12 protein-coding genes and 1 other annotated feature are annotated in these 15,532 nt (G+C 43.7%); of the genes, 7 read left to right on the top strand and 5 right to left on the bottom strand.

Annotation, left to right across the window (positions count from 1 at the left end; all coding sequences use genetic code 11):
• Positions 1-316: 316 nt before the first annotated feature.
• Entirely contained in the window at positions 317-2,512 is a 2,196-nt protein-coding gene (locus IM477_RS21425) for a hybrid sensor histidine kinase/response regulator (protein ID WP_287733382.1), read from the bottom strand.
• Positions 2,513-2,971: 459 nt separating this feature from the next.
• Here IM477_RS21425 and cobN point away from each other — a divergent pair, with 459 nt between their 5' ends.
• Entirely contained in the window at positions 2,972-6,613 is a 3,642-nt protein-coding gene (gene cobN / locus IM477_RS21420; RefSeq protein WP_287733381.1) for a cobaltochelatase subunit CobN, read from the top strand.
• Between the two features lie 391 nt (positions 6,614-7,004).
• On the opposite strand, the gene mgtE is transcribed toward cobN, so the two are convergent.
• Entirely contained in the window at positions 7,005-8,411 is a 1,407-nt protein-coding gene (mgtE, locus tag IM477_RS21415) for a magnesium transporter (RefSeq protein WP_287733380.1), read from the bottom strand.
• A 779-nt stretch (positions 8,412-9,190) separates the two neighbouring features.
• Positions 9,191-9,308 (top strand) — a sequence feature (ribosomal protein L10 leader region).
• 102 nt (positions 9,309-9,410) lie between these two features.
• Between mgtE and rplJ the strand changes: the two genes are divergently transcribed.
• The 5 genes from rplJ (at position 9,411) to IM477_RS21390 (ending at position 12,463) form a co-directional block, all read left to right on the top strand.
• Entirely contained in the window at positions 9,411-9,959 is a 549-nt protein-coding gene (gene rplJ / locus IM477_RS21410; protein WP_002781109.1) for a 50S ribosomal protein L10, read from the top strand.
• Between the two features lie 43 nt (positions 9,960-10,002).
• Positions 10,003-10,395, top strand: a complete 393-nt coding sequence (gene rplL / locus IM477_RS21405; protein WP_004162771.1) for a 50S ribosomal protein L7/L12 — start codon at positions 10,003-10,005, stop codon at positions 10,393-10,395.
• Positions 10,396-10,499: 104 nt separating this feature from the next.
• Positions 10,500-10,595 carry a photosystem II reaction center protein T gene (locus IM477_RS21400; RefSeq protein WP_071823417.1) on the top strand — a complete coding sequence of 32 codons (96 nt, stop codon included), beginning with the start codon at positions 10,500-10,502 and terminating at the stop codon, positions 10,593-10,595.
• A gap of 127 nt (positions 10,596-10,722) precedes the next feature.
• Positions 10,723-11,238, top strand: coding sequence for a transcriptional regulator NrdR (gene nrdR, locus IM477_RS21395; protein ID WP_002757126.1), 516 nt, complete (start codon positions 10,723-10,725; stop codon positions 11,236-11,238).
• A gap of 232 nt (positions 11,239-11,470) precedes the next feature.
• Complete coding sequence (locus tag IM477_RS21390) at positions 11,471-12,463, top strand: 30S ribosomal protein S1 (protein ID WP_004162767.1); 993 nt, start codon at positions 11,471-11,473, stop codon at positions 12,461-12,463.
• 227 nt (positions 12,464-12,690) lie between these two features.
• Here the strand turns inward: IM477_RS21390 and petG are convergent, their stop codons facing one another.
• From petG to IM477_RS21375, 3 genes are all read right to left on the bottom strand, one after another.
• Entirely contained in the window at positions 12,691-12,807 is a 117-nt protein-coding gene (gene petG / locus IM477_RS21385; RefSeq protein WP_002738052.1) for a cytochrome b6-f complex subunit V, read from the bottom strand.
• 283 nt (positions 12,808-13,090) lie between these two features.
• A complete protein-coding gene (locus tag IM477_RS21380; RefSeq protein WP_287733379.1) occupies positions 13,091-13,576 on the bottom strand; it encodes a hypothetical protein in 486 nt (161 codons plus the stop codon).
• An 88-nt stretch (positions 13,577-13,664) separates the two neighbouring features.
• Positions 13,665-14,801: a metallophosphoesterase family protein gene (locus tag IM477_RS21375; RefSeq protein ID WP_287733378.1), complete on the bottom strand. Its 1,137-nt coding sequence runs from the start codon at positions 14,799-14,801 to the stop codon at positions 13,665-13,667.
• A 65-nt stretch (positions 14,802-14,866) separates the two neighbouring features.
• Here IM477_RS21375 and trmB point away from each other — a divergent pair, with 65 nt between their 5' ends.
• On the top strand, positions 14,867-15,502 hold the full coding sequence (gene trmB / locus IM477_RS21370; RefSeq protein WP_287733377.1) for a tRNA (guanosine(46)-N7)-methyltransferase TrmB: 636 nt from the start codon (positions 14,867-14,869) through the stop codon (positions 15,500-15,502).
• Positions 15,503-15,532 lie beyond the last annotated feature (30 nt).

Below are 15,532 nucleotides of genomic sequence, written 5' to 3'. Positions count from 1 at the left end.
CTAATGCGCTCCGGGGTTTGGGGGCGGCGCCACGCCCCCAACGGGGGGTTTGGGGGGTTCTACCCCCCAAAAGCTTGGATTGAGTGATAAAACCGAAAGTAACACCCAATTTTAGGAGAAAGTTTCCCCTGAAAAATCCCAAATTAGTAGATTTACAAAAATGATACCAAATCCCTTTTTAATAGTGTGATTAACTCTCAAGTTATGAATTGTTTCTCCCCACACCCCACACCCCACTATCCTATACTTTTTAAACAGGATTTAGTATGAGATGCACCCCTACCCCCACCGAAAAACTTTTTGCCGCAAACCCTACTTATAAAGCGGTTAGATAGCGGATTTTTTCCAACAATAGGGAGGGTTGAATGGGTTTGAGGAGATAGTCGTCAATGCCATGACGACCAAGAAAATTAACGCTGATTTCAGGGGTATCATTCAAGATTAGCACTTTACTGGCTTGAGTTTGGCTAGATTTTTTTAAAAGATGACAGAGATGATATATATCAGGCATTTTCCGATCGACAATTATAATACCTGGCTGCACGATCTCAATTTTTTTGATAGCGGAGACACTATCGATTAACCAAATAACTTGATAATGTGCCACCATCAATAACTCACAAATAAGATTGGCGATTTCTTCGTCACTTTCAATCAAAACTATAGTGGGATGGTGGTGATTAAAATGGGGATTATGATCCGAGGGTTGGGGTTTGGGGGGCTTTTGTTGAGGTAAACGGACGGTAAAGATGGAACCTTTATCTAAGCAAGATTCTACCTCGATCGTGCCGCGATGGAGTTCCACTAATTGTTTAGTTAAAGCCAATCCTAATCCCACACCACCATAACGACGTTTGCGGGAGCCATCCAATTGGGTAAATTTTTCAAACAGAAGCGGTATTTTTTGAGCAGGAATGCCGATGCCCGTGTCCTCTACCTGAAAAATGACCTGACTGCCTTCTTTCCACAGTCTCAGCGTGACAGCACCCTGTTCGGGGGTAAATTTCAGGGCATTTTTTAACAAGTATAAAAGTATCTGCTGAACTCGATCATAATCGGCGTAAAAATAATGCTCTTTTTCGGTGATTCTCATTTCTAAAATCAGATTAATTTCTTTAGTTTCTGCCTCTGTTTTAATAATTTCTAAAACATGATTACAGAGATATTTTAGCGAAAATTGTTTAATATCTAAAACAGCTTTCCCCGCCGAAACTTGCGAGAAATTAAGCAAGTCATTGATTAATTCTAATAGTTTATTGCCGTTATCCTGAATAACTTTTAGATATTGTTTTTGTTTGTCGGGGGGTAAAAAATTATTGGCTGCCGAGCATTTTTGCAGGGTACTGGACAAACCGATAATACAAGTTAGGGGAGTTAATAACTCATGACTAATATTATTTAAAAATTCACTTTTGCAGAGGTTAGCGGCTTCTGCGGCCATTAAAGTATCTTGTAATTCTTGGGTTCTTTCTATTACCCGGCGTTCAAAAATATCTTTTTGTTCCTGTACTTGAGAATATAATTGCGCTTGATAGATAGCGATGGCGAGATGTTCACCAATCTGACCTAAAAATTTCTTTTCTTGCGGCAACCATTGGCGTTTTTCTTGACATTGATGGGCAATTAATAAACCCCACAATTCTTCTTGTACCACAATCGGGGCGATTAATTTTGATTGCACTTGGTGTTGTCGCAAAAATTCGGACAAACAGAAGGAAGAAGAATAGTTAACATCCACATCATCCACAGCCAGAATTAATCCTTGACGGTACTTTTCTTTGTATTGGGGAATATAGGAAAAACAATCGTCTTCGGGGGTTAAATTTAACACCGAATTTATCTGGTCAGAAATGCGCGACTCGGAAGTTATTTTTCCCTTTACCTCACCGGTACTGGGGAAAAATTGATAAATTAACAATCGGTCCACTTGCAGAAAATCCCGCACTTCCCTGACTACGGTTTCCAGAATCACCGGTAACTCCAGACTCTGACGCATTTGCGTGATGACTTGGTTTAATAATCTTTCCTGTTGGATTTGTTGGGATAGGGCAGCTTCTACCGGTTGACAAACGGAGAAGATGCGGGAACAATCTCTATCAGCAGACGGAGAAGAAATTATCGAGAGAATTTTGACTAAAATTTTATTTTGAAAACTGCTGACATTAATGGATAGAGGCAGATTTAAAATTTGATAACCCTGCTGAATTTTTGGGTTGTGGAGAGACTTGACAGCCAGTCCTTGCAGAAAATTTTTAATCGTGTTCGCTTCAAAACTAATGCGGACTTCGTACTGAAAATTATTCCCTTGGGGACTGGCTAACAATAAAGCTTGTAGGTCAGTGGAAAGCAAGAGTTGATAGATTTCTCCTGTCTGTGGGGGAATATCTCTTTCACTTAGACTAATCCTCGGTGCTGTCACCTGTATTGCCAACTGTCCCCACCAAGAACGAATTTGTTCGAGGTGAGTAGATGACAACACTTGACAGCAAACATAAGCGGGAGAAGCGTTCATTTATCAGTTATCAGTTATCAGTTATCAGTTATCAGTTATCAGAAGGCAGGAGGCAGGAGGAGATAGGGTGATAGGGTGATAGGGTGATAGGGTGATAGGGTGATAGGGTGATAGGGTGATAGGGTGTTAGGGTTTTGGGGTTTTAGTTGAAATTCCCCCACTTCCCCACTTCCCCCACTTCCCCACTTCCCCACTTCCCACTTCCCCACTTCCCACTTCCCCACTTCCCCACTTCCCCACTTCCCACACCCCACACCCCAGTCATCAGTAAGGGGACTGGGGTTGGGTTTTTAGTGAAGTTTTCTTAATCCCTATCCCCTACTATTCCCTAATCCCTATTCCCTGTTCTTTAAATTGCCGCAGACAGATATAATCATCTCTATCTACCTAAGAATGATCCCTCGATCGAGACCCTGATTCTCAAAACCTAATCATTATTTAACCTGACTCTCAAAACTTATGCATCGTATTGCTCCCCAAGCGGGTGGTTGGACAGCAGATACCGAAGGGGTGATTATTATTGACCAAAATCCGGCCCCGATTGTTCTCCTCACCATGGCTGATACCGATATTCAAACTCTAGCGGCAGCTATCGACCATCTACCCGATAATTTTCCCGCAATTCGCGCCCTGAATTTATCGCAGTTACAGCAGCAATACAGTATCGATCACTATGGGGACAAGGTACTATCCCAAGCAAGAGTAATTATTCTTCGCTTATTGGGGGGACGTGGGAGTTGGTCCTACGGATTGGAAGTAGTTAAGGAAATTGTCGAGGAAACCGGTGCGACTTTATTTGTCCTCCCGGGAGAGGATAAACCGGATTTAGAGTTGATGAGTCATTCCACTGCTTCCCTGACTACTGTTAATCAGTTATGGTGCTATTTCACGGAAGCAGGGATAGATAACTGGATTAATGCTGCTAAATTTATCGCGCATACCTGTCTCCATCTCGACTATCCTCCCTCTCCTCCTCAGGTTGTCCCTCGGTTGGGAATCTATTCCCAGATAACCCTATCCCAACCCCAAGCACGGACTTGGATACTTTTCTATCGTTCCCATTATCTCGCGGGTAATACCAAAGCTATCGATGCTTTAATCAGCGCTTTCACCCAAAGAAATATTGAAACTGTCCCTATCTTTCTCTCCTCTCTGCGGGAAATCGAAGTGCAAGAGGAACTATTAACCCTCTTTTCCCACCATCCCCCAGACTTAATTCTCGATACCACTAGCTTCTCTATCCAACGACCGGAAGACAAACAAAATCATCACTTCTGGCAGTCTCTCAATAAACCCATCTTCCAAGTTATCCTCAGCAGCAGCAGTTTAGAAGCTTATCAACAGGGTTATCAAGGTCTTTCCCCCCGGGATGTGGCCATGAATATCGCTTTACCGGAAATGGATGGCAAAATTATCACCCGCGCTATTTCCTTTAAATCTGTCCTCACCCGACATCCCAAACTAGAAACGGAAATAGTTATCTATCAACCCCTCCCCCACCGGGTTGATTTTGTCGCTGATTTAACCGCAAACTATTGTCAACTCTCCTCCCTTCCCAACTCCCAGAAAAAAATTGCTCTCATTTTCCCCAACTATCCCAATAAGGATGGTCGTATCGCTAACGGAGTCGGTTTAGATACTCCCGCTAGTGGTCTGGAAATTCTTCGCGCATTACAAACCCAAGGTTATACCCTCACCGACCTACCCGACCATAGCGATGAATTAATGCGATTGCTTATTTCCGGTATCACTAATGACTTGGAGACAAGGGAATTAAAACCTATCTATCAATCTCTCTCCCTAGAAGCATATCTAGATTATTTCTCCTCCCTTCCCCCCGATAATCAAAGCGCTATGCTTGACCGTTGGGGACATCCGGACAGGGATTTTCCTATCCCCGGCATCCAGTTAGGTAATGTCTTTATCGGTATTCAACCTTCTCGCGGTTACGACCTTGACCCGACTCTTAATTATCATTCCCCCGACCTCGAACCTACCCACAGCTATCTCGCTTTTTACCATTGGTTACGACAGGAATTCCAGGTCACTGCTGTAATTAATCTCGGTAAACACGGCAATTTAGAATGGCTGCCGGGGAAAAGTCTCGCTCTTTCTCCCAATTGTTATCCCGAAATTGCTTTCTCGTCGCTGCCGAATTTTTATCCTTTTATTGTCAATGACCCCGGAGAAGGTTGCAGCGCTAAAAGACGTTCCCAAGCTGTTATCATCGACCATCTCACCCCCCCAATGACGCGAGCGGAATTGTATGGGGATTGGGAAAAGTTAGAGTCTCTCATCGATGAATATTATCAGGCAGAATCTCTTGATCCTTCTCGTTTAGCTCTGATTCGCGAGCGGATTAACGACCTGGTGGCGAAAACTAATCTCGATCGAGAGCTAGGCACGATCTCGCGTAGCGAGCGCGTTGCGACCAGCACTTCCTTTAGTCAATTTCTCACCCTCGTGGATGGTTATCTCTGTGAACTCAAGGAAGCACAAATCCGCGACGGTTTACATATCTTCGGTCAATGTCCCCAGGGTCAGCAGTTAATTGATTTAATCCAATCGATCGCTCGTTCTCCTAGTCCCGACCGCCCCGGTTTAACCCGTTCGATCGCCCTTGACCTCCATCTCGACTGCGACCCCCTGACGGAATATAACGATACTACTACCTATCTGGAAAGTCTCGCTCAGGATTTAATTAGCCAGAAAATTGAACCTCTAGGCGAAAATACGGCAAAAGAATTGGTTTGGCTAGAAAATCAGTTAATTCCTGCTTTAAAACAAACCCCCGATGAACTTACCTATCTCTTAAAAGGTCTCACTGGCCAATACGTCCCCAGTGGTGCTTCCGGCGCTCCTACCCGCGGCCGTCCCGATGTTCTCCCCACCGGCAGAAATTTCTATTCCGTCGATACCCGCGCAATCCCCACAGAAACCGCGTGGGAAGTGGGAAGAAAGGCCGCAGAGGCACTAATTGAACGTTATACCCAAGAAAATGGCGAATATCCCCGCACTTTGGCGATTTCTATCTGGGGAACTTCGACGATGAGAAATAGTGGCGAAGATGTGGCCGAAGCCATGGCTTTACTGGGAATTCGTCCCCTTTGGGATGGTTTTTTCCGTCGGGTGGTCGGGTTTGAAATCCTTACCCCGTCTAGCTTAGGCCGTCCTCGCATTGATGTGACTGTTCGGGTATCGGGCTTTTTTAGGGACAGTTTCCCCAGCATACTACATCTTCTTAATTCTGGCATAAATGCGGTAGCTTGTCAAGAGGAAGAAGAAAAAATTAATCCTTTAGCGGCGAAAGTGAAGACAGAGAGGGAGTTTTGGCTAAGTCAGGGCTTAGGAGAAAAAGAGGCGAAACTGAGAGCTACTGCCAGAATCTTTGGCTGCAAACCGGGTGCTTACGGGGCCGGTTTACAGGGGTTAATCGAGTCACAAAACTGGCAAAATGATCAAGACTTAGCTAATGCTTATATTAACTGGAGTTGTTATGCCTATGATAGTCAAGGAACTGCCCATTCTTTACCGGAAGTATTAAGAAATAGACTGCAAGAATTAGAGATAGTGCTGCACAATCAGGACAATCGGGAACACGATATTTTCGACTCCGATGACTACTATCAATTTCAAGGCGGCTTAACTGCCAGTGTCCGGGCTTTAACCGGCAAAAATCCCGTCACCTATTTTGGTGATCATTCCCGACCGGAAAATCCCCGCATCAGAACCCTAGAGGAAGAAATTCGCCGGGTTTACCGTTCGCGAGTGGTTAATCCCAAATGGATAGCGGGAGTGATGCGACACGGCTATAAAGGCGCTTTCGAGATGGCTGCGACCGTAGATTATATTTTTGCCTATTCTGCCACTACTCATCTAGTGGAGGATTTTATCTATCAGGGAGTAGCCGAAGCTTATTTATTTGACGAGAAGGTACAACAATTTATTCAGGAGAAAAACCCCTGGGCATTGCGAGATATGGCCGAAAGATTATTAGAAGCTCAACAACGGGGATTATGGACCCAGGTGGACCAGAAAACCTTAGATCGATTGAGGGCAATTGTCCATGAGGCCGAAGGAGCGATCGAATCGGGTCAGTAATTAGACCTCTGGCAAAAATCAAAAATCTGACCTTAGGTGAGGAGTCAGTAGCCAGTAGTCAGTAGTCAGGAGAATTAAGAATGAGCATTAATCAATTAAATGCTCTATCTAAGGATTTTATGCAATTTTATGCCTATTTTTCTCATTTTTGAACTCTCAAAAATTAATTAGGCAAGAACTCTATTAATAACCGCTCTAGAATCAGTCTATACTATATATTCTCCGGGGAGAAATTGCTCAGATTACTTTAGTAATGAGAAACGGGACTAAATAATGGCCGGAATTGAGGGATTGAGGATTAAAAATTATCGAGCGCTCAAGGATATAACTCTGGGCAAGTTATGGAACGCCAATTCAGACTTAAATCGGCCTAATCTTTTTGACTTGCCCATCAATTTCTCAAGCTTTCCTTTAGGATTAATTGAGCAATACTGAAATAAATAAAAATTCCTAAAACATCAACCACTGTGGTAATAAAAGGAGCAGACATTAAAGCAGGATCAAATCCCATTTTGTTAAAGACAAAAGGTAATGCTGTACCTGTTGTTGCTGCAATAATTGAGATAGCAATTAAACTAATTCCCACTATAAAACCAATCTCTGGTTTACCTAAGAATACAAAAATCATGGCAATCACAATGACGGCTAAAATGATTCCTAATAATCCCCCTGTTATTAACTCTTTCACAATAATTGAAAACGGTTTTTTATCTCTTAATTCATCGGTACTTAATCCCCTAATAACAACGGTCGATGACTGTGCACCGATATTTCCCCCTGCATCAATTAATAATGGCGTAAAAAAGGCTAAGGCAACTACTTCTTCTAATACTTCCTCAAAATTACTCATTAAAAAAACTGTTCCAGAATTCGTGATTAATAAAATTAATAACCATGGTATTCGTTTTTTTGTGATTTTATACAAGCCCAATTTAAAGTAATTTTGATCATCAGATTCCGTGTTAATTGCTCCCATTCTATAAATATCTTCAGTTGCTTCTTCCTCTAAAATGTCGATGACATCATCTACCGTAACTACCCCTAATAAGTTTTCATCTTTATCAACAATTGGCAAGGCTAATAAATCATAGCGTTGAATCAATTTAGCGACTTCTTCTTGGTCGGTATCGGTATAAGCATAAATAATATTTCTGTTCATAATTTCTGAAATTATGGCTTCTGGTTTAGCAACAATTAAATCTTTTAAAGATAAGGTTCCTTGTAATCTCTTGTTATTATCTGTCACATAGATATAGTAAGCCACTTCAATTTTATCGGCTAAATTTCTGATTTTAGCTTGGGCTTCATTAGCGGTAATAGTTTCTTTAACATAGATATATTTCGGGGTCATAATTCGCCCTGCTGTATCAGCAGAATACCCGAACAATAAAGCATTTAACTCTCTTTCTTCAGGGGATAATTGAGCCACTAAAGTCCTCGCTAATTGAGTAGGTAACTCATCAAATAACTTGACTCGATCATCAGGAGACATATTATTAATAATTTCATTTGCTTCCGCATTTTTAAATTTTTCGATTAATAAATATTGGGTATTTCTATCTAAATGTTCATAAACGTCAATGGCTTGAGATTTATTTAAAAGTCGGAAAGCAATGATTTGTAGGGTTTTAGGTAAGTCCGCAATCGCTTCTGCTATATCCACGGAAGCGACGGGAATTAATAGAGTTTTAGCTGCGTCATAATTTTGGGCTTCTAAAAAAATGAGTAACTGATTTGTGATAACATCTCTTAGGTCACTCTTAGAGCCTTTGGGAAAGTTGATTTCAGTGTTATTCATAATTGATAATTGGGTAAGGTAACTAAAAAGGGAAGCTCGAAAAATTGATGGAGGATACAAAAGGATTGTAAGCGAAGAAAGTAGAGTGGCACAAGCGAACAAATGAACCAAGCTGATTCTGCGTCTTGAAAAGCTAGATTAAAAAAGCTCAATCAACAGAAAGACTTTCTCCTGAGACTGAATTAGATACAGCGTTTCTGATCAAGAACTGTAACCTAATTTGGTATTAACGACCGACTCCTGAAAACGAAAACTTTTGATCTCAGACTAAATCCGGTTATTAAAGACCGATTATCTATTCCTCCTTTTGCCTCTTGCATGAGTGCCTGTCCTGATATGTAGGGTTTGCTGAAAAAGTTTTTCGGTGGGGGTAGCGTGTGGGGTGTGGGGTGTAGGGTTTTACCGATTTTCATCTGCTCAATTACCTAATTTTCAGGGAAAAAGTCCCGGAATTTTCCCCCTGATCACTCCCAGACGAGGCACTTGTGGATTTCAAAAAGGTCTAAAAGTTTTATCCAACAAGGTTTTTAGATTTATTCAGCCAGCTCTATGTAGCCCATACTCAACGGATTTAGTCTTATACCAAATCCGTTTTTAATAGTGTGATTAACTCTCAAGTTATGAATTGTTTCTCCCTGCTCCGGTGTTCCGGTGCTCCCTTCTCCCCACACTCCACACCCCACTTTCCTATACCTTTTCAAAACAGGATTTAGTCTTAGATGCGATCGCCTCGATCGCTCCTTCCCAGGGCTTGACATAAATCCCGCGATAATGTTATGATAAGAAACTGGCTTAAGCCAAAGACAGCAGGTGCGAAACAGCTTAAATACCCTGCCGAGGTCAAAGCGAGAAAACAGCAGCCAAAAAGACTAAAGAGAGATATTTTCTGTCTTGGTCGTGCCTGAACTGGATTCTCTCCACTCAACCCCGGCGCTACAAGGGGTTATTTTTGCGCCTGTCTGTGGAACCGGTCCCCCGCATACAGGAGGTGAACAAGGGATGGGGAGAAGCAGAGAAAGCAAGGGAGTAATTCTAGAAGAATTAAAAACCTCTCTGAGGGAAGCTCAATTAACGATGGTCATCGACTATCAAGGTTTAACCGTCGCCGAAATCAGCAATCTACGCCGCAAATTGCGCCCCACGGGAACGATTTGTAAAGTCACCAAAAATACTTTGATGGGATTGGCGATCGCTGAGGATAGTGGCTGGGAACCGATGAAAAGCCTTTTATCGGGAACATCCGCCTTTCTGCTCGTAAAAGAGGATATCGGTGGAGCTTTCAAGGCCTATCAAGAGTTCAAAAAAGAAAGCAAAAAAACCGAATTGCGCGGCGGTGTCCTCAAAGAAGGGACCAAAGGTCAACTGTTAACAGAAGATCAGATCAAAGCGATCGCCGATTTACCGTCGAAAGAACAGTTAATCGCTCAGGCCGCTGGAGCAATCAACGCCATTGCCACCAAACTGGCCCGCAGCATCAACGAAGTTCCCGCATCTTTGGCCCGCGCCGTCGATGCCGTGGCCCGTCAAGAAGAAAAAGAAGCGGCTTAACACCGCACCAATCAATCACTTAAAACAATTAGGAGTCTAACCCATGTCTGCTGTAGCTGAAATCTTAGAAAAACTCAAAACCCTGACCCTCTTGGAAGCTGCGGAATTAGTCAAAGGTATCGAAGAAACCTTTGGAGTTAGCGCCGCCGCTCCGGCCGGTGGCATAATTATGGCTGCCCCCGGGGCTGCTCCCGCGGCTGCGGCTGAAGCTGTGGAAGAACAAACCGAATTTAACGTCGTTCTTGAAGAAGTTCCCGCCGACAAGAAAATTGCTATCCTTAAGGTAGTGCGCGAATTGACTGGTTTAGGACTCAAAGAAGCGAAAGACCTAGTAGAAGCCGCTCCCAAAGCGGTTAAAGAAGGCACCAACAAAGATGATGCCGCCGCCGTCAAGAAAAAACTGGAAGATGCCGGGGCAAAAGTTAGCGTTAAATAGATCGCCACTGATTCTGGGGATGTAATCTACATCCCCAGACAAGCCGAAAAGCTCATTTCCTGATACTATAGGATTGTCATAGCAATCTTGTAGGATGTCCAACCATGGAAAGCGTCGCTTACATTTTGGTTTTAACTATGGCCTTGGCGGTAATTTTCTTCGCCATCGCCTTCCGGGAACCTCCCCGGATTCAAAAGTAAATTTCTTAACTCCGTTTAACTTAATAATTTTCTTCCCTGAGCCGCCCGCTTGTCAAAAGCAGGTTAGCGGCTCTGGTTTTCGTATTTAAAGGCTTAAATTAAAGGTTCCCCTCACCGAGCGCCTCCTATGCAGTGTCCTAATTGTCAGCATACCGATAGTCGCGTTTTAGAGTCCCGTTCCTCCGAAAACGGTCAGAGCATTCGTCGTCGTCGTGAATGCTTACAGTGTAAATATCGCTTCACCACCTACGAGCGCATCGAATTCGTGCCGATCACGGTGATTAAAAAAGATGGTAAACGGGAATCTTTTGATCGCTGCAAACTGCTGCGCGGTATCGTCCGCGCCTGCGAAAAAACCGGCATTCCCCCCTCAAGATTAGAGGCGATCGTCAATGATATCGAATCCCGTCTACAGCAAGACTCAAAACGGGAGGTAACAAGTCAGGAGATCGGTCAATTAGTCCTAGAATACCTCCGGCAAGAATCGGAAGTGGCCTATGTGCGCTTTGCTTCGGTTTACGGCAATTTTCAGGGAATTAGAGACTTTATCGCCGCTTTAGCGCTGCTGCAATCCTCCGAAATCGAACGCGCTCATCCTTCTTGGTCTCAAGTGGAAGAAGCCAGCGTGATCACCTCATCTTAAATAGTCCCCGATTCAGTTATAATTAGGATCCCTTGTGCTATTTAAAGCCCAAGCTCTGGTTAGATTCTTAAGAGTCATTCTTGAGGCGGATTGCCTGCAAGAAAGCCGGATGCGGCAGTTCATCCCCTAGGCCCTGCCTAGGAACTAAATTGGGAGGCATCTCCTTTATTTAGAAACTGTACATCACATAGGAGGAAAAACCTACGGAAATTCCGAGGCCCAAACAACGTACATGACCACCCAAAAAACCGCAAACAAAAACATAGGCTTTACCCATGAAGATTTTGCCGCCCTTCTAGACAAATACGATTATCATTTCAGTCCGGGAGATGTTGTCGCCGGGACTGTTTTCAGCATGGAACCCCGGGGAGCGCTCATCGATATCGGTGCTAAAACCGCCGCTTTTATCCCCGTGCAGGAGATGTCGATCAACCGCGTCGATAATCCCGAAGAAGTTTTACAACCTAACGAAACCAGGGAATTTTTCATCCTTACCGACGAGAATGAAGATGGACAGCTAACCCTGTCGATCCGTCGCATTGAATATATGCGCGCTTGGGAACGGGTGCGTCAATTGCAAAAAGAAGATGCTACCGTGCGATCAAATGTTTTTGCCACTAACCGTGGTGGGGCATTAGTCAGGATTGAAGGTCTCCGCGGCTTTATCCCCGGTTCTCACATTAGCACCAGAGAGGCGAAAGAGGATTTAGTTGGTCAGGAATTGCCCTTAAAGTTTTTAGAAGTGGATGAGGATCGCAACCGTCTGGTTTTAAGTCATCGTCGCGCTTTAGTGGAACGCAAGATGAACGGTTTAGCCGTGGGACAGGTGGTAATCGGTTCCGTGCGCGGAATCAAGCCCTACGGTGCTTTCATCGATATCGGTGGAGTCAGTGGTTTACTGCATATTTCCGAAATCTCTCACGATCACATTGACACCCCCCACACGGTTTTCAATGTCAATGATGAGTTAAAAGTGATGATTATCGATCTCGATGCCGAAAGAGGTCGCATTTCCCTCTCGACTAAACAATTAGAACCCGAACCGGGAGATATGCTGAAAAATCGCCCGTTAGTGTTTGAAAAAGCGGAAGAAATGGCGATTAAATACCGAGAAAAACGTCTAGCGGAAGCGGAAGGCCGCACTGTCTCGGAAGTAGTCGCAGAAATCGAAGGTCCTCCCGCCTTGGAGGAGGAAGATTTAGTTCTCGCTGCCACCGAGGAGTAGGTCAGTTATCAGTTATCAGTCGTCAGTTATCAGATTTGAGTTTTAAGTGTACAGCCGTGTAGCCTTTGGTTTTTTGGCGATCGCTTTCCCAATAAGACAGATGAGTTTTGCAGGGATGGCAACGCCGGCAGCAACAATCTGTTAAGCGGCAAATCTGTCCTGTTGAAAAATCTCCCGTTAACCGCTACGCAGTTTAACGGGAGTCCTCTCGCTCCATTGAGATAGATTTAGTCTAAGCCGAATTGATTGCCCCGTTTGTACTGTAAGTAGGCGGCAACGAACAAACCCGCTAGGGTAATGGGAATTAAGCCTAGGACAATCCCTAGCACTAAAGGTTCAATCACGTCTGTACTCCTTGGATTAGCAATTTTTCACCCGTATTTTATCCTAGCAGGGGTCGCCTGCGAAAGATAGGGCGATCGCACATACTTCTTAAGTGGGGTAGTGGGGTAGTGGGGTGGTCACTGCGTGCGCGTTGCGGGGGGTAGTGGGGAATTTAGCTGAAATTTCCCTAAATCCCCATCTCCCTATCTCCCTATCTCCCTATCTCCCTAAATCCCTGACTCTTATCTCCCGACTCCCCAAAAGGAAAACTTCCTCTCTCACCATTAAGATAACTGCTGTACTCTAGGAGCGACCGAGAAAAAATTTTCTCAATGTGCCTTTACCCCAATAGCGATCGATTTCGTGCCAGAGATTGTGGAGACAAAAAACCACTGCGAGACAGAGAGTAACCGCAAGGATTTGAGAGAAACTTTCCCTTTGCCAAAATTTGGCCATTGCCTCCGAAATCACCCGCGTTCCCCGATAAGCTTCCAGAAAACCCTCGATCGAGCCGAGAATCAGTGCTGCTAGGGTATAAACAAAGGTTCGATACAGAACGCTAAGGTAACGGGGTCGATTTTCTAACCATTCTAGCTTCATGGCTGCGTCGAGAATGGCCACGGTTTTTGCCGCAATGATCGCCCCTAAGCTCGCTTTACCCAAAACGTAGGTAGTAATCGAATATTCTTCCAGAAATAATTTCATGATCAGAAGAATATAACCGAAAGCCAAGAAAAAAAACAGGGCAAGAGAACCGATTTTTTTCAATTCCTTTTTAATTGCTTCCATTGATTTTTTTTGATATTTTCTGCCAAGATAGCGGTCGCGCTGCCGGATAGTCCTTTAACTATAAGCTATAGTTAATTATTTGTTGCAGCTATTCTCCCATCTCCACCAGCAAGTTTGAGCGCCGATAACTGAACTGATGCTTGAAACTAATTACGGCTTGATTGTCGATAAAATGAGGATTACCGAGGGGATCGATGGCACTGAAAGCGTAAAAATAACGGCGTGCTAGGGGCGGAAAATCGCTAAAATCGAAGATTGTGTCACCTTTAGCCACATCTGCCCAAAAATTTCGTAATTTCGGGGCTAATTCCTCCGCTAGACTCACGGGAAGATTGAGGGGATGGCAGGTTAATAAACGCATCATAAAAGGATAAGAGCGATCGCCTAACCATTGCCGAGAAATAGCGGGTAAATTCTCCCATCCGGGTATATTTTGCAGATGAAAGGATTCTATGGCTAATTCAACCGTGTTTTCGCAATATTCTAGCACCCGGTAGGGATGGGGATAACTGACGAGGGAACCGGTGGTAATTTCATAGATACCTCTAGTAAAAGCCAGATCCTGCACGTGGAGATGGCCAGTAATCAACAATTTTACGCCGTTTTCCTGTAGTATATCGAGTAGTTCTACCGCATTAGCCAACATATAGCGTTTACCTAATTCATGATTGCTTTGTCCGGGTAAATGCTCGATAACGTTATGATGGATCATCACCATCACTAGATCGTTTTTTAGCGATGGTAAAATCTGTTTTAACCAATGCAATTGTTCTGCATCTAAACTGCCAATTTGTTTACCTTGATCATCGAATTGATTAGAATTAAGACCGATTAATTGCACTCCAGGTAAAATTTCTTTTTGGTAGTATATTTGTTCGGGATTGCTGTAACCAAATTGTTGATAATAAAAGGGAAAATCTGCTAAACCGATCTGGTTTTCTGTTGCGGTTAAACTCAAAACATCATGATTACCCGGCACCACATAGACGGGAAAGGGTAAAGTGGCTAAACAATCGGCTAACCAACGATGATTTTCTGGTTCACCATCTTGGGTTAAATCGCCAGCAATCAGCAGAAAATCGAGGTTAAGGGTGATGAGATGGTCTAAAACAATTTTTAAAGCGGGAATACTCACTTCCACCAGATGAAAGCGATTAGAATGGTTCAAAATGGTTGTGGGTAAAGCGATATGAGGATCGCTGAGAATGGCGAAACGGAAATTCATCGCATTCAATTGGGCTAAATATCGGTAAACTAGATCGATCGAGGAGAAATGAGGAGAAAATATCTTTGGCTAAAGTTCGCGTTCGTCAGCACGTCAATCCCTTAAGTCATAAATATCGCCATCCGATCGCTCCCCCCGATTGGAATCAAGTTTATCAGGATATGACGCAACCTCTCCATCTTGACATTGGTTGTGCGCGGGGTAAATTTTTGTTACAAATGGCCCAAGTAGAGCCAGAAATTAATTTTTTGGGGATTGAAATTCGTCAACCTTTGGTAATTGAAGCGAATCAGGAACGGGAAAGGTTAGGATTAAGTAATCTCGCTTTTGTTTTTGGCAATATGAATGTTGCCCCAGAAATTTTACTGCAATCTTTGCCCGCGGATAAGTTATTTTGGGTGTCGATTCAATTTCCCGATCCTTGGTTTAAACAGCGTCACAGCAAGCGTCGGGTTGTGCAGCCAGAATTAGTCATAGCTTTGGCTAAGTATATGGTAGCTGGGGGCTGGGTTTTTGTACAGTCGGATGTGGAATCGATCGCCCTGGAAATGACCGAGAGATTTCAAGCACATCCCAATTTTGTTCGGCAACATCAAACCCCCTGGTTAGAGGAAAATATTTTCCCCGTACCGACGGAGAGGGAAAAGTCCACTTATAATAAGGGTCAACCGGTTTATCGCTCGCTTTTTCGAGTTCGGTAGCTTCAGCTAAAATATCTTGGCACTGTTGCA

The sequence above is a fragment of the Microcystis sp. M090S1 genome (assembly GCF_020246295.1).
Lineage (GTDB): Bacteria > Cyanobacteriota > Cyanobacteriia > Cyanobacteriales > Microcystaceae > Microcystis > Microcystis aeruginosa.
Note: the sequence above shows the minus strand (reverse complement) of the source record. Positions and strands in the feature narration are given on the sequence as shown.

Excerpts from the sequence above, each read along its gene's own strand:
- IM477_RS21375 (WP_287733378.1), bottom strand. The coding sequence starts at position 14,801 with ATGAATTTCCGTTTCGCCATTCTCAGCGATCCTCATATCGCTTTACCC.
- cobN (WP_287733381.1), top strand. The coding sequence starts at position 2,972 with ATGCATCGTATTGCTCCCCAAGCGGGTGGTTGGACAGCAGATACCGAA.
- IM477_RS21380 (WP_287733379.1), bottom strand. The coding sequence starts at position 13,576 with ATGGAAGCAATTAAAAAGGAATTGAAAAAAATCGGTTCTCTTGCCCTG.
- IM477_RS21425 (WP_287733382.1), bottom strand. The coding sequence starts at position 2,512 with ATGAACGCTTCTCCCGCTTATGTTTGCTGTCAAGTGTTGTCATCTACT.
- rplJ (WP_002781109.1), top strand. The coding sequence starts at position 9,411 with ATGGGGAGAAGCAGAGAAAGCAAGGGAGTAATTCTAGAAGAATTAAAA.
- rplL (WP_004162771.1), top strand. The coding sequence starts at position 10,003 with ATGTCTGCTGTAGCTGAAATCTTAGAAAAACTCAAAACCCTGACCCTC.
- mgtE (WP_287733380.1), bottom strand. The coding sequence starts at position 8,411 with ATGAATAACACTGAAATCAACTTTCCCAAAGGCTCTAAGAGTGACCTA.
- IM477_RS21400 (WP_071823417.1), top strand. The coding sequence starts at position 10,500 with ATGGAAAGCGTCGCTTACATTTTGGTTTTAACTATGGCCTTGGCGGTA.
- IM477_RS21390 (WP_004162767.1), top strand. The coding sequence starts at position 11,471 with ATGACCACCCAAAAAACCGCAAACAAAAACATAGGCTTTACCCATGAA.
- nrdR (WP_002757126.1), top strand. The coding sequence starts at position 10,723 with ATGCAGTGTCCTAATTGTCAGCATACCGATAGTCGCGTTTTAGAGTCC.